General features: G+C 44.8%; 17 protein-coding genes and 1 pseudogene. 10 read left to right on the top strand and 8 right to left on the bottom strand.

Features of this window, described 5'->3' with window-relative positions:
* Positions 1 to 38: 38 nt before the first annotated feature.
* Positions 39 to 1,190, bottom strand: coding sequence for an acyl-CoA desaturase (locus LNL84_RS11780; RefSeq protein ID WP_244357559.1), 1,152 nt, complete (start codon positions 1,188 to 1,190; stop codon positions 39 to 41).
* A gap of 181 nt (positions 1,191 to 1,371) precedes the next feature.
* Positions 1,372 to 2,601, bottom strand: a complete 1,230-nt coding sequence (locus LNL84_RS11775; RefSeq protein ID WP_244357556.1) for a DUF819 family protein — start codon at positions 2,599 to 2,601, stop codon at positions 1,372 to 1,374.
* 552 nt (positions 2,602 to 3,153) lie between these two features.
* On the opposite strand from LNL84_RS11775, the gene LNL84_RS11770 reads away from it, so the two are divergent.
* The 5 genes from LNL84_RS11770 (at position 3,154) to LNL84_RS11750 (ending at position 8,094) form a co-directional block, all read left to right on the top strand.
* Positions 3,154 to 4,248, top strand: coding sequence for a PfkB family carbohydrate kinase (locus LNL84_RS11770; protein WP_244357553.1), 1,095 nt, complete (start codon positions 3,154 to 3,156; stop codon positions 4,246 to 4,248).
* Positions 4,242 to 5,156 carry a pseudouridine-5'-phosphate glycosidase gene (locus LNL84_RS11765; protein ID WP_244357550.1) on the top strand — a complete coding sequence of 305 codons (915 nt, stop codon included), beginning with the start codon at positions 4,242 to 4,244 and terminating at the stop codon, positions 5,154 to 5,156. Before LNL84_RS11770 ends, LNL84_RS11765 begins: the two co-directional genes overlap by 7 nt.
* A gap of 221 nt (positions 5,157 to 5,377) precedes the next feature.
* Positions 5,378 to 6,574 carry a DEAD/DEAH box helicase gene (locus LNL84_RS11760; RefSeq protein ID WP_244357548.1) on the top strand — a complete coding sequence of 399 codons (1,197 nt, stop codon included), beginning with the start codon at positions 5,378 to 5,380 and terminating at the stop codon, positions 6,572 to 6,574.
* 10 nt (positions 6,575 to 6,584) lie between these two features.
* Positions 6,585 to 7,241 (top strand): HAD family hydrolase, encoded by a 657-nt coding sequence (locus tag LNL84_RS11755; RefSeq protein ID WP_244357545.1) that lies wholly within the window; start codon positions 6,585 to 6,587, stop codon positions 7,239 to 7,241.
* Between the two features lie 91 nt (positions 7,242 to 7,332).
* On the top strand, positions 7,333 to 8,094 hold the full coding sequence (locus LNL84_RS11750; protein WP_244357542.1) for a DeoR/GlpR family transcriptional regulator: 762 nt from the start codon (positions 7,333 to 7,335) through the stop codon (positions 8,092 to 8,094).
* A 100-nt stretch (positions 8,095 to 8,194) separates the two neighbouring features.
* On the opposite strand, the gene glpK is transcribed toward LNL84_RS11750, so the two are convergent.
* Positions 8,195 to 9,685 carry a glycerol kinase GlpK gene (gene glpK / locus LNL84_RS11745; protein ID WP_244357539.1) on the bottom strand — a complete coding sequence of 497 codons (1,491 nt, stop codon included), beginning with the start codon at positions 9,683 to 9,685 and terminating at the stop codon, positions 8,195 to 8,197.
* A 274-nt stretch (positions 9,686 to 9,959) separates the two neighbouring features.
* On the opposite strand from glpK, the gene glpD reads away from it, so the two are divergent.
* Both glpD and yegD read left to right on the top strand, forming a co-directional pair.
* Entirely contained in the window at positions 9,960 to 11,480 is a 1,521-nt protein-coding gene (glpD, locus tag LNL84_RS11740; protein WP_244357536.1) for a glycerol-3-phosphate dehydrogenase, read from the top strand.
* Between the two features lie 144 nt (positions 11,481 to 11,624).
* Positions 11,625 to 12,977, top strand: a complete 1,353-nt coding sequence (gene yegD, locus LNL84_RS11735; protein WP_244357534.1) for a molecular chaperone — start codon at positions 11,625 to 11,627, stop codon at positions 12,975 to 12,977.
* Between the two features lie 65 nt (positions 12,978 to 13,042).
* Here the strand turns inward: yegD and LNL84_RS11730 are convergent, their stop codons facing one another.
* Complete coding sequence (locus LNL84_RS11730; RefSeq protein ID WP_244357531.1) at positions 13,043 to 14,413, bottom strand: L-serine ammonia-lyase; 1,371 nt, start codon at positions 14,411 to 14,413, stop codon at positions 13,043 to 13,045.
* Positions 14,414 to 14,946: 533 nt separating this feature from the next.
* Here LNL84_RS11730 and zwf point away from each other — a divergent pair.
* The gene (gene zwf, locus LNL84_RS11725) at positions 14,947 to 16,449 is read left to right on the top strand and encodes a glucose-6-phosphate dehydrogenase (protein WP_244357528.1); all 1,503 of its coding nucleotides are present in this window, start codon (positions 14,947 to 14,949) and stop codon (positions 16,447 to 16,449) included.
* 93 nt (positions 16,450 to 16,542) lie between these two features.
* On the top strand, positions 16,543 to 17,991 hold the full coding sequence (gene gnd, locus LNL84_RS11720) for a decarboxylating NADP(+)-dependent phosphogluconate dehydrogenase (RefSeq protein WP_244357525.1): 1,449 nt from the start codon (positions 16,543 to 16,545) through the stop codon (positions 17,989 to 17,991).
* A gap of 72 nt (positions 17,992 to 18,063) precedes the next feature.
* On the opposite strand, the gene nfsA is transcribed toward gnd, so the two are convergent.
* Positions 18,064 to 18,786: an oxygen-insensitive NADPH nitroreductase gene (nfsA, locus tag LNL84_RS11715; protein ID WP_244357522.1), complete on the bottom strand. Its 723-nt coding sequence runs from the start codon at positions 18,784 to 18,786 to the stop codon at positions 18,064 to 18,066.
* An 89-nt stretch (positions 18,787 to 18,875) separates the two neighbouring features.
* A pseudogene (locus tag LNL84_RS11710) lies at positions 18,876 to 19,148 on the bottom strand (hypothetical protein); the annotation flags it as partial.
* Positions 19,149 to 19,404: 256 nt separating this feature from the next.
* Here LNL84_RS11710 and LNL84_RS11705 point away from each other — a divergent pair.
* Positions 19,405 to 20,661, top strand: a complete 1,257-nt coding sequence (locus LNL84_RS11705) for a sensor domain-containing diguanylate cyclase (protein WP_244357516.1) — start codon at positions 19,405 to 19,407, stop codon at positions 20,659 to 20,661.
* Positions 20,662 to 20,681: 20 nt separating this feature from the next.
* Here LNL84_RS11705 and amrA read toward each other — a convergent pair whose 3' ends face one another.
* Both amrA and amrB read right to left on the bottom strand, forming a co-directional pair.
* A complete protein-coding gene (gene amrA, locus LNL84_RS11700) occupies positions 20,682 to 21,293 on the bottom strand; it encodes an AmmeMemoRadiSam system protein A (RefSeq protein WP_244357513.1) in 612 nt (203 codons plus the stop codon).
* Positions 21,265 to 22,056 (bottom strand): AmmeMemoRadiSam system protein B, encoded by a 792-nt coding sequence (amrB, locus tag LNL84_RS11695; RefSeq protein WP_244357511.1) that lies wholly within the window; start codon positions 22,054 to 22,056, stop codon positions 21,265 to 21,267. The genes amrA and amrB overlap by 29 nt, the downstream gene beginning before the upstream one ends.
* Between the last annotated feature and the right edge of the window lie 71 nt (positions 22,057 to 22,127).

Raw genomic sequence — 22,127 nt, 5'->3', positions numbered from 1 at the left:
TTAATCGTTACCGCTAGTCTATTTACCGTCACTCACCGTCAACTTTTCTGAACTGAATACTTGGTTAACGTCAATTGTATGAGTGCCTGCCATTGCTTTCTTTGCTGGACCAATTCGCACTTGGCTTGCGCAAGGCGGATCGCGACCAGAGAGCGCTCATAGCTTTCACTCATGCCTTTCTGACTTATCTGCAGAAAATGCTTTTTGGTTTCATAAAACTCTGTCACGCTTCTGGTTAGGCGTAAGAACTCATTTTCTAGCTCAGTCAGCGCCTGTTGAGTACCAGAGCAAGAGGCCAAAGAGTGTTGGGTGTTTTGCAATGTTTGCTTGGCTTTTGCCAGCTCGATTTTGCTGCTTGGTGCTTTCTTTAGCTTGCTAGTAAGTTTAAAAAAGGATGCAGCTTTGATAAACCATTTAGTGGGATCAAATTGCCACCAATAAATTCCATTTCGATAATCATTCTCGAAAATATGGTGATAGTTATGATAGCCCTCACCAAAGGTTAAAAACGCCAATAACCCGTTGTCCTTTGCAGTATTTTTATTGGTGTACGGTTGGCTGCCCCAAAGGTGGGCCAAAGAGTTGATAAAAAAGGTGGTGTGATGGCTTAACACTAAGCGCAGTACGCCCACAATAAGTAACATTCCTATAATGTCACCGTGCAGGAAACCGAGCAGTATCGGAACTCCAAAGTTCATGGTAAGAGCCAGGGGAAGATAGTGCTTGTGTTGCCAGGTAACCACTTTGTCTTTTTGTAGATCTCGGCAGTTTCGGTAATCACTGTAGCGTTCGCTTTGATACTCACGCAACATCCAGCCAATATGAGAATACCAAAATCCTCTTTTAGCTGAATAGGGGTCTTTATCGTTGTTGTCGACGTGCTTATGGTGCACCCGATGATCTGATGACCAATGAAGAGCGCTATTTTGTAGGGCAAACGCACCACCTAAAGCGTAGATATACTTAAGTGACTTGGATGCCTCATAAGCCTTGTGAGACCATAGTCGATGATATCCGGCAGTAATTGACATACCACAATAAGTGAAGCTGATGACTAACCATACAAAGTGGGCGGTGGAGTATCCATAGAAGTACCCATAGAGTGGAACAAGAACAATTGCGACTATGAACGTCGATAGAAACAGTACGATGTTGAGCCATATTAGGGGCGGTTTGCTTTCATTAGCCACGGGGAATCTCCTTTAGTGTACACTTGTACGCTAGAATATCAGCGTACACGTGTAAGTCAAAAGGTATCGTTATCAAAAGTGCTACAAGATTTAACGCGCAGAGCACTTGATAGCAAAAAAACAAAAAGGTGCCATATAGGCACCTTGTGAATTTCGTGTGTCTTCGTTAAAAGGGAGTACGTTATCCGAACGCGGCGGCCGCTTGCATTAACAGGCCACTAATGTATGCACCATAAGTGCCCAAAGCATAACCAAGAACGGCAAGTAAGATCCCAACTGGAGCCAAAGCCGGATGGAACGCTGCTGCTACCACAGGAGCTGAAGCTGCACCACCAACGTTCGCTTGGCTACCAACAGCCATAAAGAACAGCGGAGCACGGATTAACTTTGCAACGCCAATCATCAGTAATGCATGGATTGTCAACCAGGTAATACCAATTAAGAAGTATCCAGGGTTGTCGAGAATTGCAGTGACATCCATTTGCATACCGATAGTCGCGACTAGAATGTAGATAAAAGCAGAGCCGATTTTAGACGCGCCAGCATGCTCTAAAGAGCGTGATGACTTAAACATAGAAGCGATAAGGCCTAGGGTGGTCGAGATAACAATTAGCCAGAAGAAACCAGACGTTAGGCTGTATTTTTCTAGGTAGGGAGCGTTCAACTCAATCCATGGTGCGATTTTGTCACTAAAAAAGTGAGCAACGCCGGTTAAACCAAAGGCTACCGCAACAATCTTTACAATGTCGGTTGTGGTGATAGGGCGAGCGTTTTCTTTCTCATAAGCGGCAACTGTATGCTTAAGTTCATCAATACTGGTCGTGTCCGCTTTGAGCCACGCATCCATTTTTTTCTGGCGGCCGGCCATAATCAACAAAATAGCCATCCAAATGTTAGCGCAGATTACATCGACGGTAATCATGGCTGAAAATAGTGTGCCATCTACATTGAATACTTCTTTCATAGCAGCCTGGTTAGCGCCACCGCCAATCCACGATCCTGCAACAGTTGTTAGGCCACGCCAAACATCACCTGCAACTAACTCTGGGCTAATGAAATCAATAATGATGATCGCAGCAGGTCCGCCAATCATGATACCAAGCGTGCCGGTTAAAAACATGATGATGGCTTTTGAACCCAATCCACAAATCTTTTTAAGGTCTGCAGATATGATCAGTAGTACCAACGCAGAGGGGAGTAGGTAACGACTCGCCACAAAATATAAATTTGAATTCGCTGCGTCGATTAGCCCTGCAGTGTTAAGAAGTGAAGGTAAGAAGTAGCAAAGCAGCAGGCCAGGAACGACGGAATAGAATTTTTTGAGTGCTGGGTGATCACTCTTTTCGGTGATGAATACCACGCCGAGAATGACGGCAAGCAATCCCATGGTAACCGCATCATTTGTAATCATTGTTATACCTCTATTGATGTGTGTTTTTGCAAGGTGGTGGACTATACAATCTGAAACATTCTGTGACAAATATCTGTAAATTAATGAATCGATTAGGTTAAATGCCACTTTTTACTACATGTCGTTAACATTTGTAGCTGGGTTTATAACGCGAGCACTCGCCTTTTGAGCACAAACTGAGTATCAAATACTCTCTTGATCATTAACTAAAGCATCCACCTTGATAAAGAATTTCATTTTTGATTGTTCTTGTGAATCTTGATTGAATGAAAGGTATTCAAAGGAAAAGGCAGGTGAATGTGTGCTGTTGAATGTGTTGAAAAAATGTGGCTTGCGGAAAAATTACAATGCTACTTGTGTGATCTGAATCACGAAATGTGTGGTGTTGATTTGGAGGAATTCACGCTCTTAGAAAGAAATATTCATATTCAGTGATTTTTGAATGAGTTGTGATCGACTTATCAAATGACATTTGCAACTTAGGAAAACGTTTGCTTTGCAAAGAAGATATCGGTAACTTGCAAACAAATGTTTGCAATACGGACATGTGTTATGACTGAGCGAGAGCAGCAAGTTCTAGACATCCTTAAAAATGATCCTTTGATTCAACAAAATGTGTTAGCAGAGAAGCTGGGCTGCAGTCGCAGTGCGGTTGCTGGCCATATTATGAATTTGATGCGTAAGGGCTTTATACAAGGAAAGGGTTATATTATCGCTCCAGAAAAGTATGCAGTGGTTATTGGTGGTGCCAATATGGATTTGTGTGGGCGTTCTGATAACACATTGATTGTTGGTGACTCTAACCCAGGCTCGCTAACAAGCAGTGCTGGTGGCGTCGGGCGCAATATCGCAGATAATATGGGACGTTTAGGCAGCTCTGTTCAGTTTATCGGAGTTGTCGGAGGTGACGCTTGGGGAGAGCAGTTACTGCAATCTTGCCGAAACGCTCATGTGGGGGTTGAACATAGTTTGGTTATGTCGGGAAGAACCTCAAGTAATTACCTCTCTATTCATGGTCCTGACGGAGAAATGCAGTTAGCTCTGAATGATATGAAACTCATCGATGAGCTCAACTCAGAACAGCTAGCTAAGCGCTCGGGCGTACTCAATCGCAGTTCTGCGATCGTTATTGATGCCAATTTGAGTGACAGTGCGCTTGATTATCTATTTCATGCACATGGGGATAAAGCGATACTGGTCGATCCCGTCTCTTCCGTTAAAGCTTCAAAGCTTATTCCGTATTTGTCACATATCCACACGTTAAAGCCGAATCGCTTGGAAGCTGAGCTGCTATCTGGCGTCACAATCAATAGTGATGAGGATCTACCAACAGTTGCAAATACACTGCATGGTAAAGGTGTAAAACACATTTTAATCAGCTTAGGTGCGAAAGGGGCGTATGCCAGTGTCGATGGCGTCGGCCAGCGTATCTCTGCAGAAAAAACACAAGTTAACAATGTCACCGGCGCGGGCGATGCTCTAATGGCGGGTCTATCACATGGCTTCCTGCAAGGCTGGTCATGGGACGAAACGGTCAATTTTGCATTAGGTGCAGCGCGTCTGGCATTGCTTGCCAATACCACCATTAACTCTGTTATGTCAGAGCAAGCGGTACATAATTTATTAGAGGAATCGTTTACATGTTAGAGAAATACTTAGATATCCAACCTGAGGTTGCACAAGCGCTTGCGAATAATCAGCCAGTTGTTGCACTTGAATCAACAATTATTTCTCATGGTATGCCATATCCGCGCAATGTTGAAACGGCTCTATTGGTTGAAGAAACCATTCGCGAACAAGGTGCGGTTCCTGCAACAATTGCAATTATTGAAGGGCGTTTAAAGGTCGGTCTGAGTAAAGAAGAAATCGAATACCTTGGAAAAGCCGGAACAGCGGTCACCAAAGTGAGCCGTCGAGATATTCCATTTATGGTTGCAGGCAAAAAAGATGGTGCGACCACGGTTGCAGCGACCATGATTTTGGCAGAAATGGCGGGTGTAAAAGTATTCGCGACAGGTGGAATTGGTGGCGTTCATCGCGGCGCTCAGGAAACCTTTGACATTTCGGCTGATCTGCAAGAGCTAGCCAATACCGATGTGGCAGTAGTTTGTGCAGGCGCGAAGTCAATTCTTGATCTTGCGTTAACTCGTGAATACCTAGAAACCCAGGGCGTACCCGTTATTGGCTATCAAACGGAGAGCCTGCCAGCTTTCTATACTCGAGAAAGTGAGCACAGCGTAGATTACCGATTAGATACGGCGCAAGATATCGCAATGGCATTGAAAGCCAAATGGGAAATGTCACTTAAAGGTGGTGTTGTGGTGGCTAACCCAATCCCTAAAGAGTATGCAATGCCAGTTGAAGTGATCACCAATGCGATCGATACAGCACTAGCTGAAGCCGAAGAGCAAGGTATTGCGGGCAAAGAATCAACGCCTTTCTTGTTGGCTCGCGTGTGTGAACTCACCGGTGGCAACAGCCTGGATTCGAACATTCAGTTAGTTCTTAACAATGCTCGTTTAGGTGCGGCTATCGCAAAATCATACTGTGCATAGCCTTTAAAGCTAAAAACTCAAAACATAGAGCGTAATTGTTAGAGATTGACGCTGTCCATGCACGAAAACCACTCCTATCTTTGAGGGAGTGGTTTTTTTATCTATCTGTATAAAAAGAAACTCACAATCTGTAGTTCGTGCCATTTAGGCTGTGTGGTAGAATGCGCTGCGATTTTTAGACAAGCCCGTCTGTTATTTTTTTCTTACTTTCGAGAGTGAATATGTCATTTTCTGCACTTGGACTGAGTGATTCCATTGTCAAAGCCGTTACAACAAAAGGTTATGACACACCGACTGAAATACAAAACAAGGCGATACCTATTGTCCTAGCTGGCGATAACTTGATCGCCGCAGCGCAAACCGGTACCGGTAAAACAGCCAGCTTTGTATTGCCTATTTTGGAACGCCTCGCTAAAGGTGAAACACAGCGCAAGAAGCGTATTCGCTCTCTGATAGTCGTGCCTACGCGCGAATTGGCCATCCAGGTGGACAACAACATTGCCGCCTACGCTAAACACACGGCCATTAAATCTTTGGCTGTGTATGGTGGTGTTGATGATAAGCCATCCAAGCAAAAGCTGATTGATGGTGTCGATATTCTTGTTGCTACGCCTGGGCGACTTCTGGATCTCTATACCCAACGAGCGGTTCATTTCGAAGAAATCGAAGTGTTGGTATTGGACGAAGCCGACAGAATGCTGGATATGGGTTTTATTGAAGATATCAATAAAATCATCGCTCGCGTACCTGAAGATTCACAGAGCCTCCTATTTTCGGCCACTTTGTCAAACCCAGTTAGGGATTTAGCTCGCTCAGCTATTCACAACCCTAAAGAGATTTCCATTGCTAAGCACAGTGCCTCTAAAGCCAATATCGAGCAGTGGTTAACTACGGTAGACAAGGATAAAAAATCCTCGTTGTTGAGCCACCTAATCAAGGAAAATGAATGGGATCAGGCATTGATCTTTATTGAAACCAAGCATGGCGCGGCAAAACTGGTTTCTCAATTAGAAAAACGCGGTATTGATGCTGAAGCCATCCATAGTGGACGGAATCAGGCGGTTCGAGCCCAAGTATTGGAAGACTTCAAAGCGGGCAAGATTAAGTATCTGGTGGCAACAGGTGTCGCGGCGCGCGGACTCGATATTCAGGATTTAAGCCGAGTCGTGAATTACGACTTACCATATCCAGCGGATGATTACGTGCACCGAATTGGCCGAACCGGGCGAGCAGGGGCGATAGGTGAAGCTATCTCTTTAGTATCGAAAGATGATTTTAAAAACCTTTGTATGATTGAAAGTCGTCTCGGTCACTTAATCGAGCGTCGAGAAATCGAGGGTTTTGCCCCGCGTAAAGAAGTGCCTATTTCTATTCTGAACTATGTGCCTAAGCATAAGCGTCAACAAAATAAGGATTGAGGCTGATACAATGAAAGACCTTAATTTTGAAGCTGCGATTTTTGATATGGACGGACTCTTGCTTGACACCGAGCGTGTCTGCATGAAAATCTTTAGCCAAGCTTGTGAGACCTTACAGGTTCCATTTAAAAAAGACATTTACCTGAGCATCATTGGTTGTAATGCAGCGGGAATAGAAAAAATATTCCGAGCGGGCTACGGTGATGACTTTGATTATCCAGCGGTCAATCGTGAATGGCGTGAACGATATCAAAATGTGGTGATGCACGAGGCTATTCCAGTAAAAGAAGGGGTTGTTCAACTACTTAACTGGTTAAAGGGCAATGATATCCCGATTGCCGTTGCGACCTCTACCCAACGAAATGTCGCAGAGCGTAAACTTGAGTTAGCGGGCTTAAACCACTATTTTGATCACATCAGCACTGGTTGCGAAGTCGAACAGGGTAAACCTCACCCTGAAATTTACTTGTTAGCGGCTAAGCGGTTAAATATCGCCCCGGATAAGTGCCTTGCTTTTGAGGATTCAAACAATGGTGTGCGCTCCGCAGTAGCTGCCAACACGATCACATATCAAATCCCCGATTTGGTTGAGCCATGCCAAGAGGTTTTGGCTTTGGGTCATAAGGTTAGATCTTCGCTTAATAGCGTTTATCAAGAATTGGCGTAGCAACGCAAAATTGCCGCTTTAAGGTGAAATCTCTGGCTTAACTCATTACTATTGCTAGTGTTTTAAGCCTGCTCAACACAGGGAGTTTAAGTTGAAGCAAACACAACGTCATCGAGAAATACTGTCCATGTTGGCACAAAGTGGCTTTTTGACCACAGAGGAATTTGTTGACGAGCTGAGTGTAAGCCCACAGACGATTCGACGCGACTTAAATGAACTAGCGAATCAAGGTGTGATCAGTCGACATCATGGCGGCGCATCTTTGCATTCAAGTACTGAGAACGAAGCGTATTCCACTCGAAAGATTCACTTCCAAACAGAGAAGTCTTACATCGCTAAGCAATTGGTTAAACGTATTCCCAATGGCTCCTCTTTGTTTATCGATATCGGTACGACCACCGAAGCGGTTGCATCGGCACTCTTAGAGCACCGGGATCTTAAAATAGTGACTAACAATATCAATGTTGCCAATATTTTAAGAGTCAAAGACGACTTCACGGTGATTGTGGCAGGCGGCCAGATCCGTAATAAGGATGGCGGCATTATTGGTGAGGCGGCGAAAGAATTCATTGAGCAGTTTCGTTTGGATTTTGGCATTATTGGTATATCGGGTATTCATGAAGATGGCAGCTTGTTGGACTTTGATTTTTCTGAAGTGCGAATCGCTCAAGCGATCATCGCGTGCTCTGGGCAAACGATTCTAGCGGCGGACAGCAGTAAGTTTAATCGCGGAGCAATGGTAAATTTGGGGCATATCTCTCAGGTCGATGCGCTGTATACCGATATTTTGCCTCCGGCGAGTTTGGTCGAAGTGATTGAGCAAAATGATGTCGATTTGATAGTCTGTCAGTAAAGCGGCTTTCCACGTACTAAGCGTTGGCCTGTCGAGTTCACAATAGAAAAGGTGAGTTTATACTCACCTTTACGTCATTTATGAATAGCAAATCTTTCCGCTAAGAGCGCGTTCGTTTAATTGCGTTTAACCAACCCTTGTAGAGCTGCTCGCGAGCACTGCGATCGAGCTTGGGAGAGAAGGTTCTTTCTATCTCTTTCTTATCCGCCAGTTCCACTCTTGAGTTCCAAAAACCAACCGCAAGTCCGGCTAGCATTGCAGCGCCTAACGCTGTTGATTCCCTAATCACAGGGCGAACAACTTTGTTACCCATAATGTCGGCTTGAAACTGCATCAAAAAGTCATTGGCTACAGCGCCACCGTCAACACGAATTTGGTTCAGTTTTATGCCTGAATCTTCTTCCATGGCTAGAAGGACATCCCGGCTTTGGTAGGCAATGGACTCAAGTGCAGCGCGAATAATATGATTACGATTGGTGCCTCGCGTCAGACCCGTTAGTGAGCCTCTTGCATGTGGATCCCAATACGGAGCACCCAAGCCAACAAAGGCAGGCACAAGATAAACACCATTGGTGTCGTCCACTTTTTCTGCGAAGTATTGGGTGTCTGAGGCATCTTGGATCAGACCAAGTTCATCTCGAAGCCACTGAATCGTAGCACCGCCCATAAATACGCTGCCCTCTAACGCATAGGTAACTTCGTCACCAATCTGATAGCCGATTGTGGTTAGCAAGCCATGTTTAGAATTGATGGCATTGCTTCCTGTATTCATTAGTAGGAAACAACCAGTGCCGTAGGTGTTTTTTACCATGCCCTTTTTAAGACATTGCTGGCCAAAAAGAGCCGCTTGCTGATCGCCAGCGATGCCACTTATTGGAATATCAACACTGCCGCCGCCAATGTTTGTATAGCCGTAGATTTCGCTGCTTGATTTTACTTCCGGCAACATGGCTTTTGGGATGTTGAAGAGATCCAGCAGAGTTTGATCCCATTGCAAGGTATGAATATTAAAAAGCATGGTTCTTGAAGCGTTGGTCACATCGGTGACGTGCGATTTACCGTGCGTCAACTTCCAGATAAGCCATGTATCTACTGTTCCGAAGAGCAACTCACCATTTTCAGCTTTGTCGCGTGCGCCTTCAACGTTGTCTAATATCCACGCGATTTTTGAACCTGAAAAATAGGCGTCGATGACTAAACCAGTGGTTTGACGGATATAGTCCTCATGCCCGTTACTTTTGAGTTGGTCGCAGTACTCTGCGGTGCGGCGACACTGCCACACGATAGCATTGTAAATAGGCTGGCCAGTATTTTTATCCCAAACGATAGTGGTTTCTCGTTGGTTGGTAATGCCTATAGCAGCGACTTCGTCATTCTCAATGTCCGATTGAGCAAGAACTTCCGTAAGGGAGGAGCGCTGAGTCGCCCAAATCTCCATTGGATCATGTTCAACCCATCCTGCATTAGGGTAGATCTGGGTAAATTCACGCTGCGCGGTACTGACAATATTCGCATCATGGTCAAAAATAATGGCTCTGGAGCTGGTGGTGCCTTGATCCAATGCAACGACGACTTTGTTATTTTTTCCCATATTGTCCTCTTCCTAATTTGAACAATTACTCGCTCCATGTGACTTTCGTTTTCGCAAACAATGACCAGTGAAATGTCACATCTAATTGTCAATAATGTTAAATAATTAATTGGTGTTTTGCAAAGATATGGCTCTCATTCCTCGCTATATAGGACTTTGTTCACTATTTTCTTGTGATGTATAAATAATGCTCGATCTTTTCGTTTTTGATGCTTATATTAACTATAAATGAGCACAAACGAACATATACGAATTTAAACGAGTGTGTCTGAGTATGGATAATTATCAAAAGCATTATGATTTGGTGGTAGTTGGTGGTGGGATCAATGGTGTCGCTGTTGCTGCTGATGCCGCCGGCCGAGGCCTGAAAGTGGCCTTGTATGAGATGAATGATCTGGCCTCGGCTACTTCGTCTGCGAGTAGCAAACTGATTCATGGTGGATTGCGTTACCTCGAACATTATGAGTTTCGTTTAGTCTCAGAGGCACTGGCTGAGCGCGAAGTTCTGTTAAAAAATGCGCCTCATCTAGTTTCACCATTGCGTTTTCAGCTCCCCCATCGCCCACACTTGCGTCCGGCCTGGATGATTCGAGCCGGATTGTTTCTCTACGACAACCTGGGCAAGCGAATCTCTTTACCAGGCAGTAAGCATGTCAGGTTTGATGAATCTGGTCCTTTACTGCCCGAAATGAAAGAAGGTTTTGAATATTCAGATTGTGCCGTTGATGACTCACGACTGGTGGTGATTAACGCCAAACTCGCACAACAAAAAGGCGCTCATATTGCCACATGTTCTAAATGTGTTGGTGCAAAGCGCAGTGAAGATAACTGGGACATTGATATAGAAAACACCTTGACGGGTGAGGTCGAAACAGTGAGAAGCAAAGCGTTAGTCAATGCAGCTGGCCCATGGGTCGACCGTTTTTTTGATTCTCAACTCAAAATGCGCTCGCCAAGAGGGATCCGTTTGGTGAAAGGAAGTCATGTGATAGTGCCAAAAATGTATCAGGAAAATCACGCCTTTATTTTGCAAAACGAGGACAAGCGCATCGTGTTCGTTTTACCTTATCTAGATCGCTACTCGGTGATAGGCACGACTGATGTGGAATTTTCCGGAGACCCTGCTGAGGTCAAGATAGATAATGAAGAGATTGAATATCTGTGCGAGATTGTCAATCAACATTTTAACAATAAAGTGCTACCCAATGACGTCATCTCAGCTTGGTCGGGCGTTCGACCGTTATGCGAAGATGAATCGTCGGATGCGCAAGCGGTAACAAGAGACTACACCATTGAGCTTGACCAATCAGTCGCGTCAGCACCGCTATTGTCAATCTTCGGCGGCAAGTTGACGACGTATCGAAAACTTGGACAAGCGGCCGTTGATAAGCTTTTGCCCTTTTTCCCACACATGGGATCAGGTTGGACAAAAGATGCCGTCTTACCAGGGGGGAATTTCTCGTGCCGAGATGCTTTTATCGAACGCGTTCATAAAGATTATGCCTGGCTTGATATTGCTATTATTTGTCGTTGGGTTAAGGCCTATGGAACACTCGTTTACCAGTTCCTTGAAGGAAAAACATCGACGACTGAATTAGGGCATTGTTTTGGCCACGGTTTATTTCAAGCTGAAGTGGACTATTTGATTGACCAAGAGTGGGCAGTGTCTGTTGACGATATTTTATGGAGAAGAAGTAAACTCGGTCTTGAGTTTAGCCAGGAAGAAGCAGAAGTCTTGGCGCAGTACTTAGTGACAAAGCAGGCGGGGCAGCAAGCTTTGAAGTGCGTGAGTTAACGTTTAACCGCAAGGTGATGGCTCGACAGTTCCGCCCCAATGACAAGTAAGGTTGCAGCCCAATGTGAATTGGGCGATAACAGTAGCCCTGAGCACAAATTTCGGTTAGCATGCTCGACCTTTTTTCTTGTGGTTGAGGTGCAAATGTACATAGGATTTGATTACGGAACGGCTAACTGTTCGGTGGCTGTTATGCAAGGTGACCAACCAGAGTTGGTCGCGCTGGAAAAGGGCAACCCGTATATTCCCTCAACAATTTGTGCTCCTACTCGTGAATCGGTTTCCGAAGACTTGTTTCGATTTCGCGACATCCAACCGAGCGGTGATATCGGTGAACGCCTATTGCGACGTTCTATTGCCTTTAATAAGGAAGAAGATATCCGCCTAGAGCAGGACGATGTCCACTATGGTGAAGGCGCACTTAATACCTATTTGCAAGAGCCTGGTGAGGTCTACTATGTCAAATCCCCCAAATCATTTCTTGGTGCTTCAGGACTTCATGAGAACCAATTGAGTTTTTTTGAAGATCTTGTTTGCAGCATGATGGCCAATATTAAACATCAAGCCGAATCACAACTTGAGCAAACCATACATCAGGCGGTGATCGGAAGGCCGATCAACTTTCATGGCCGAGGGGGGGAAGCGGCGAACAAACAAGCCATCAGCATACTCAGTTCTGCCGCAAAAAGAGCAGGGTTTCAAGATGTTCAATTCCAATACGAACCCGTTGCTGCGGGTTTAGAGTATGAAGCGTCACTAACTAAAGATATGACGGTATTGGTGGTTGATATTGGTGGTGGTACCACCGATTGCTCGTTAATTCAGATGGGACCAAGCTATCGCACGTTATCAGATCGTAGTGCCAGTCTACTTTCCCATAGTGGTCAAAGAGTGGGAGGAAATGATCTGGATATCTATCTAGCGTTTAAACGCCTTATGCCTGCGTTTGGATTAGGGAGTAAAGCGACGAGTGGCATTGACATGCCAATCACTCAGTTTTGGAATCCAATTGCAATCAATAATGTAGAGGCACAGAAGTCGTTCTATGCTCGACAAAACCTGGCGGATTTAAAAACACTACAGAAAATGGCACAGGATCCAAGCAAACTTTCCCGATTATTGCAGGTCTATTTTGATACGTTAGGGCATCATTTAGTGCGCAAAGCAGAAGAGGCCAAAATCGCGCTGTCTGACAACCAGCATTTCGCTGCCAAATTGGCTCACCTTAGCGATGCGATTGAAATCGACATTAGTCAGTCGCAGATGATTGAAGCCATCGATTCACCAAAAAGTAAAATGATAGAATTGGTTAAAGAAGCGGTACAACGGGGACAAACTCAGCCAGACGCGATATTTATGACGGGAGGCTCGGCTCGTTCGCCGATCTTACGTGACGCGGTTCAGCAGGTGTTACCTAATGTTCCGGTGATTGGTGGTAATTACTTTGGCTCAGTAACAGCAGGCCTGGCTCGTTGGGCGCAGACCTGCTATGCATAACTTGTGAACTACCCAGCGACACGCAATGCGTGACCTCTGGGTTATCTCGCCAACGTTCTATAAGGTTATTCGCAAGGTGGTGCCAGGTGGATAAGCGCTAAACCACCTTGTGACGTTTCTCGATATTTCTTATTCATATCTTTACCTGTTTGATACATGGTATCAATAACTTTATCAAGAGAAATCAGGCATTTACTTGTTCTTTTTAGGGCCATTCGAGAGGCGTTGATCGCTTTCATTGCTCCCATCGCATTACGTTCAATACAAGGAACTTGAACCAGACCGCCAATAGGGTCACAAGTCATCCCTAGTGAATGCTCCATCGCGATTTCTGCGGCAATGCACATCTGTTCGTTGCTGCCACCACGGAGCGCGGTTAATCCTGCCGCGGCCATCGAAGAAGAAACTCCGACCTCGCCCTGACAGCCAACCTCGGCACCCGATATGGAGGCGTTGGTTTTGTACAAAATGCCAATCGCGCCAGAAACCGCAATAAAATCTTTAAGCTGTTTGGTGTCCAGCTCTTTGATAAAACGATGGTAATACATGAGCACCGCTGGGATGACGCCGGCGGCGCCATTCGTTGGGGAGGTAACCACTTGGCCGCCAGCCGCGTTTTCTTCGCTGACCGCAAAAGCAAAGAGGTTGATCCAATCCATGATTTCCATCGGATCATTCTCAATAGCGGCATTCGCTTCCAGTTTCTTAAGAAGGTTAGGGGCTCTGCGAGTTACATTAAGGCCGCCGTCTAAGATGCCTTCTGTCTCAAAACCACGTTCCATACAGCGCGTCATCACGCGCCAAATCTGCTCGGTTTTAGCATTAATCTCTTCGATGTCCTTGAAAGCCAACTCGTTGCGAAGCACCATGCCGCCAAGGCTCATACCGTGCTTTTCAGCAAGCGCTAGCATTTCATCGGCACTGTTAAATGGAAAGCTCACACTGACGTCTGTTTGTGATTTTCCACTCGTAAGCTCGTCAGCCGTGGCGATAAAACCACCGCCAATGGAGTAGTAGGTTTCGAAACCAATACGATTCCCTTCACTATCAAAGGCAGAGATGGTCATACCGTTTTCGTGAAGAGGGAGGTTTTCCTCGTGAAAGATCATGTCGCGCTTATAGTTGAACGCAATCTCATGGATTCCAGAAAGAGGCAGAACGCCATCGGTAATGGCCTTGCGCATCGTGGCGTTAGCGCTAGATATTTTGATGGTATCGGGTTGATTACCTAAAAGACCAAGAATGGTGGCGCGATCGGTATGGTGTCCAATACCAGTTAGCGACAGTGAACCGTATAGGTCTATTCGAATGCGGGATACCGATACCAGTTTTTTAGAAATCAACTGAGAGAATTGATAGCCAGCGATCATAGGGCCATTTGTATGGGAACTTGACGGGCCTACGCCAACTTTATAAATGTCGAAAATGGACAACATAACTTTATACCTTATTACAGCAGTACTGAATCGAGCCAGTCAGAGAGGCTGAAATGCAATCCAACTTTAATGCTTGCTTATTCGCTCTACCATCAAATGCTATTTGTATTTTAATAAAGTCTAGATGCTGAGCGCTGTTTTCGCTCTACGTCTAGCCTGTGGTTAGTCCTATAACCCAAATGACCAATATCCTTATTGGTATGAATTACAACTAAGTAGTGTCCATTCCACATGTCGTAACTGCATATAAAAATTTCGTTTTTGCATTATATCTTATTTATCAAAAAGGACGGTGGAATTCTCTCTCAGAAGGTGGATTCATTCATATCGGATTCTAGGATCCATCAACGAAACGCATACAGTTGTATAATGTAGTACGGTGGATCGAACTTTGACTACACTAGTTAAGGCGTAATATATCAAAGATATGAATTTACCTATGGATTTAATAGGCAAAACTTATTTTTAATTTGCGTCGTCCGCTGTTAACATTGCGCGCGCTAAAACAACCGCCTAGTTCTTGAGGAAACAAGATGGTAATACCTGAAAACAGTAGTATTGTAATTTTTGGTGCGTCGGGTGATTTGACTTATCGTAAGTTGATCCCAGCCCTATACCATTTATTTGCGAGCGATCAGCTCCCTAAATCCTTTGCAATCCTAGGTGTGAGTCGAACACACTACAGCGATGAATCCTATCGCGAAAAGCTCAAAGCGTCTCTTCAAGAGATGGAAAAAACTGAGCCTGCAGTTTTGGATGCTTTCTGTAATTATTTGCATTATCAAGCAATCGATACCTCCGACACTGAGGACTATCAGAAATTGTCTGTTCGTCTGGATGAACTTGCTGATTCTTATCAGTTTGAACAGCGAAATACCTTATTTTACCTAGCGACACCACCAAGCCTTTATAGCGTTATTCCTGCTAGCCTTGCTGCTCATGGACTCAACAGCGAAGAGGACGGTTGGAAACGCCTTATCATCGAGAAGCCATTTGGTTATGACTTAGCGTCAGCTCAGAAGCTTGACAAAGAAATCCATGAGCATTTCCAAGAGCACCAGATTTACCGTATTGACCATTATCTAGGTAAAGAAACGGTTCAAAACTTATTGGTTTTCCGTTTTTCCAATGCGATGTTCGAGCCGCTTTGGAACCATCGATACATTGATTACGTTGAGATCACAGGAGCAGAGTTCCTTGGTGTTGAAGGCCGTGGCGGCTATTATGATGGGTCTGGTGCCGTACGCGATATGTTCCAAAACCACTTGCTGCAAGTGTTGGCAATGGTGGGAATGGAGTCTCCAGCGCAAATTAACGCTGATGCAATGCGAGATGAAGTGGTTAAAGTTCTTCAGTGTCTAAGACCACTGTCGAATAGCGACTTGCGTGAAAACTTAGTGTTGGGTCAATACACCGAATCAAACGTACGTGGTGAATTTTTGCCGAGCTATCGTGATGAAGCCGGCGTAGCGGATGACTCTCGTACAGAGACTTATGTTGGCCTTAAGATGTTTATCGACAACTGGCGTTGGAATGGCGTGCCATTTTACGTTCGCTCAGGTAAACGCTTGCCGACACGAGTAACAGAGGTTGTTATGCATTTCAAACGCACACCGCACCCGGTATTCGGTAAAGATGCTCCAGAGAACAAGTTGATTATTCGTATTCAACCTGATGAAGGCATTCAGATGAGTTTTGGCCTGAAAGAGCCGGGGGCTGGCTTTAAAGCAAAAGAAGTAAAAATGAACTTCCATTATGCTTCTTTGCAAGAAACACAAATGCTTACCGCTTATGAGCGCTTGCTTCTAGATTCACTCAATGGTGATGCAACTTTGTTTGCTCGTAGCGATGCGGTAGAAGCGTGTTGGAAGTTTGTACAACCTATTCTTGATTTCAAGCAAGATCCTCAATCACTATTTGGCTATGCCTCTGGTACTTGGGGGCCGAAAGAGTCAGAGCAACTGCTGCAGCGCGACGATCGAGTATGGCGCTATCCATGTAAAAACCTCACAGATACTGACTATTGTGAGTTGTAATAACCCATAAATTTGCAGCCGTGAGTCATGCACTGGCGGCTAACAAGAATAACACTCGGCATGTTTGATTGCTGAATCGATGGAGAAGATATAATGAAAGGTGATATCGGTGTAATTGGCCTAGCAGTAATGGGTCAAAACCTTATCCTAAACATGAACGACCATGGCTTTAAAGTTGTGGCGCACAACCGTACTGCGGCAAAAGTAGACGAGTTTCTAGAAGGCCCAGCGAAGGGAACCAACATTGTTGGTGCTTACTCGCTTGAAGAGCTCGTTGAGAAGCTAGAAGCGCCACGCAAAGTGATGCTTATGGTTCGTGCTGGCGACGTTGTTGATAAGTTTATCGATGCTTTAGTACCACTTCTAGACAAGGGTGACATCATCATTGATGGCGGTAATACTAACTTCCCTGATACCAACCGCCGTGTTGCTGCACTTCGCGACAAAGGTATTCACTTCATTGGTACCGGTGTTTCTGGTGGTGAAGAGGGCGCTCGTTTTGGTCCTTCTATTATGCCAGGTGGCTCTCCTGAAGCTTGGGAAGCGGTTAAGCCTATCTTCCAAGGTATCTCTGCGAAAACGGATGCTGGCGAGCCATGCTGTGATTGGGTGGGTAACGATGGTGCTGGTCACTTTGTCAAGATGGTTCATAACGGCATCGAATATGGTGACATGCAGCTTATCACTGAAGCCTACCAGTTCATGAAAGACGGCCTAGGCATGTCAGCGGATGAAATGCAGGCGGTATTCGCTGAGTGGAATAAAACAGAACTAGACAGCTATCTAGTAGAAATCACAGCGGACATCCTTGGTTATAAAGATGAAGATGGTGAAGCCCTAGTAGAAAAAATCCTAGATACAGCAGGCCAAAAAGGCACTGGTAAGTGGACAGGTATTAACGCGCTAGATATGGGTATCCCACTAACGCTGATCACTGAGTCTGTATTCTCTCGTTGCCTATCTGCACTAAAAGATCAACGTGTGGAAGCTGAGAAGCTATTTGGTAAAACAATTACTCCAGTGGAAGGTGATAAGCAAGAGTGGGTGGATGCACTTCGTCAAGCGCTACTCGCATCAAAAATCATCTCTTATGCTCAGGGCTTTATGTTAATGCGTGAAGCATCAAACGAAAATGGTTGGGATCTTAACTACGGTAACGTCGCGCTAATGTGGCGTGGTGGTTGTATCATCCGTTCAGCGTTCCTTGGTAATATTCGTGATGCGTTTGAAGCGAATCCAGAAATCGCATTCCTAGGCTCTGATGCTTACTTCAAAGGCATTCTAGATAATTGCATGGGTGCTTGGCGTAAGGTTGCAGCAAAGTCAATGGAAGTGGGTATCCCAATGCCATGTATGACTTCTGCACTAACGTTCCTAGATGGTTACACAACAGCTCGTCTACCAGCAAACCTATTGCAAGCTCAACGTGATTACTTCGGTGCTCACACATACGAGCGTACTGATCGTCCACGTGGTGAGTTCTTCCACACAAACTGGACTGGTACAGGCGGCGATACTGCATCCACAACTTACGACGTATAATTTGTTGGAGTGATAAGAAAGGATGCCTAGGCATCCTTTTTTTTGTGTAGTAGCAACGAAGCTGCAAGACGATTATTTACTGTTGAGCAACTTACTTTCAAGATAATGCTTCATATGAGGGCGAGATTCACCAGCGAGTTTACTGGTTACCTGTTGCGACCAACTTACTTGTTTTTGATTGCTTGACCTCGCTGCATAGTAGGCTTGCATGGTTGCATCGTATTTAGCTACTGCCTCTTTATCAAGAGGTTGATAGCTGTTTTCATGAACAATCACATTGGCGGGAAGGCGAGGTTTTTGTTCTGGATCTTGGTCTGGATGGCCAAGACACATGCCAAACAATACCGCACTGTGTTCGGGAAGCTCTAGTAACTTATCTACTTGCTCAGCGTTATTACGCAGCCCTCCAATATAGACGCCGCCTAACCCAAGAGACTCCGCTGCAAGCAAACAGTTCTGGGCCATAATGCCGGCATCGACAGCTCCAATGAGCGTTAACTCTGTAAATTCAGATTGAACGGCGTTATTCAATTCAAAGTGTCGATGGTAATCAATGCAGAAGACTAAAAATTCCGCGGCGCTAGCCACATAGGGCTGGTTGCCAGACAGTTCAACCAGCTTCTGCCGTTTATTGCCGTCGGTGATCCGAATGATTGAAACAACTTGTAGTAGGCTCGAAGATGACGCAGCAAGTCCGGATTGGATGATATCGTCAAGCTGCTTTGAAGCAATAGGTTGGTCTTTGAATTTGCGAATGGAACGATGCGATAGGATGCTTTGGATGACTGAGTTCATAGCTGATTAACTGATTAGGTGATTGTAATATATACAACTAATCTAACCTATTTGTTCCATCACAGCGAGAGTTACCTTAGTGAGATACGCTAGACTATTCCATTTCTGGAAAGACCGCGCTTGACGCTTTTACATAACTTTCCGAAACGACGAATTTCTTCAAAGTTGGGGAAATGACCATTTGAAACGGAGTACTCCCAATAACTTACTTCACTTTCTACCAGTTCCATCAGTTTTTTGGGGCAGCCGATACAGTTACTTTCAGGGCCGCAAACAAATGTATCTTCGTCATAGATAGGCAGCTCTTTTTTGACCTGGGCGAGCAGATCTGTCATCGCGGTTTTTAAATCAGGCTTAGTTGACATCGGGCATAGTGCGATTTGAAGGAATCGTGGATTGTATCGCTCCAATAAGCCATACGCTATTACACCAATTGAGTATATGGGCCGTGTTCAATGATGAAAAACTGTTCAATTAATGAGACAGAAAGATGTTAATGCAATGTTGACATGTCAAAGTTCGTTTGTTGTAGATACATTTATCATTGGTGAGCCTTTAGCTTTGAGGGCTTCCTTTTTTACTTCATCTTGATGTTTCACTGCTAAATGTGCGTAGTCCATGAATATAAAAAGTATAGAGTTACTCGATAGCTCAATATATAGGTTGTTTGAGATCACTCCTGTTGCAACGATTCTATCGTTTCCAGATGGGCACCTGGAATACGTTAATCCGGCGCTCAAAAAATTACTGGGCTACGAGGGGGAAAGTATTTATGACAGTGACGTTGTGATTACCTACCATGGTGATTTGGAAGCGAACAAAAAGCTTCGAGAAAGCCTTCTCGCGTTTCCATCCAATCCCATACAAATAGAAAAACGTTATTTACACCGCTTAGGGCACGTCATTAATGCGCAGCTTAATATGGTTGCTCAGTTAGATGACTCAGGAAAGGTCATTCGCTATATTTCACAAATTATCGATCTTACTTCATTGAGAAAGGCGGAAGCGGCTGACTTAATGCTCAATCATTTCGTTGATAAAACTAACGATGCATTGTATGTGGCCGATTTTGAGTCTGGACAAATTGTGAATAGCAACCAGCTCGCGTACACTCGTTTAGGCTACAGCAAAGAGGAGTTACTCAAACTACGAGTTTCTGACATTAACGAGAAATTTACCGATGATAATTCCTGGACAAAACATGCAAACACAATCAGATTGAAGAAAAGCGCTTTCATTGAAGGTTTTCATTGCCGCAAAGATGGCTCGAAGTTTCCTATTGAGGCCTCAGTCAATTTCATCAAATACAAAGAAAGAGAATATTTGGTTGCGATAGTGCGTGATATTTCCCAGCGCCACGACAAAATGCAGCTAGAAATCGATAGGTTGAATCGAGATCCTTTAACAGATCTCCCTAACCGTCGTTTATTAGATTCATTGTTGCAGAGTCTTCTTACAGAAGCTGAGAGGGAAAATCATACGGTGGCGTTTATGTACATCGACATTGATAAGTTCAAACAGATTAATGATGAACATGGTCACTTAGTCGGCGATGCTATTTTAGTCGAAATGGCACACCGCTTGTTAAATAGTGTTAGGAAACCTGATATTGTCGCGCGCCTTGGTGGCGACGAGTTTCTGATTGTTGTGGGGGGCATAAAAAACAGCACCCACGTCGAAGTGGTCGCCAATAAAGTAGCCAAAAAATTTTTTCAGCCATTTAAAATAGATGACCAAGTGATTGATGTGGACGTCAGTATTGGCATCACAACCTATCAGCGCAGCAATATGGATATTCGCACCTCAATTGGTCGCGCTGATAAGGCCATGTACGTAGCAAAAAAACGGCAAGGAACCGCAATAAATCATGTCTAGCTTATAGCCTTTGATGACGACTAATTTTGATAGGCACGAGCTTTATTGGCAACGTCAAACAGTTTGACTTGTATGTTGTCACTCCAATAATGTTGAGTCCATCCGCCTTTCAGTTTTAGGTGTGTGACAAACTCAGAAGGTGTTGGTAATTGCTCCCAAACTTGAGGAAGAAAGAGAGCATGATGATAAGCGTCCTCTAGGATAACCCCGCAGTGTTTGTGTCGTAGTACATCCAAAAGCTCTTGTTCTGTAGTTACTTCCAATGCTATTGGTGTGCTCAGTACTGAAACTTCAATTTCAAGCCCGCTTGCTTGATGTTTTTGCAGCGGAGCGAATCGACTGTCCTGGCACGCACTGGCCCAAGCTTTACGTTGAACCTCAAGAACTAATGGCGAACTTTCGGAAGTGGTACCAATGCAGCCTTGCAGTTGCCCATCAACATGCAATGTCACAAAACATGCCCCCAGCTGTTGAAGAGATTGTGGAAACTCAGACAAGACAAGCTGAGGAAGAGGGAGTTTATCCAAATAACAGCGAACGGTACTTTCGACGATATCAAGCAGTATTCGAAGCTCGCTTTCCTTTAGTGAAGTGTGACTGTGTTCAATGTTGTGTAATTGTGTAGCTGACATAACCGACCACCCTGTGTTTGTCTCCGAATTCTGTATCGCCGGAATTAATAAGCGATTGTCTTGTAAGTTGATAACCACGAAACTGATTAAGTAATAGAAATGCATTCACTCCCGTCGCGCCACAGGCTTGTTTGTGAGTAACGATAGCCTGCCCGTCTTCTATTAAGGCGCAAGTCGCGGTGTCTATTTTATGAGCGTCTTCATATTGATGAAAGTGACTTAAATCAGTACTAATGACCAATAAGGTATTGCAGGGATCCCAAATAGAATTGATTAACCTCGCCACGTCTTGAGCCTCGATTTGTCCAAAAACAATAGGGACGAGTGTGAAGTCAGCAAGGCAAAGTTGTAAAAAGGGCAGTTGAACTTCTAAGCTATGTTCATGTTGATGGGCATGATCAGAGATGTGCACATTGTCATTTTGACAGAGCTTATTTAAGAGTGGACGATCAAGAGGGATCATACCTACTGGCGTAGAGAATGCGTCTACACCGGGGACGGCACAACCTTGGAACGGGACATAATGGCTTGGCCCAATTAATATCACATGCTTGATGCGCTTAGCGTGGGATAACAGTGAGTGATAGGCCCTTGCCGCCACTTGCCCAGAGAATATATAACCAGCATGGGGAACGATCAGGCCACAGACGTGCCTAGTGTCGGGACTCTTTTCACCCAAAAACGTCAAAACTTGCTTCCTTAGCGAGACGGGGTCATCTGGATAAAATCGGCCCGCTACCGCAGGTGGACGTATCATCGTCATAGTGCCTACTCACAAATAGATTCACGCAGCGACTTTGAGCCCCGCGTATATAATAGAAGTATAGTTAGTGT

Source organism: Vibrio gelatinilyticus (assembly GCF_022836845.1).
Lineage (GTDB): Bacteria > Pseudomonadota > Gammaproteobacteria > Enterobacterales > Vibrionaceae > Vibrio > Vibrio gelatinilyticus.
The sequence above is the reverse complement of the archived record's forward strand: the minus strand, read 5'-3'. Positions and strand labels throughout refer to the sequence as shown.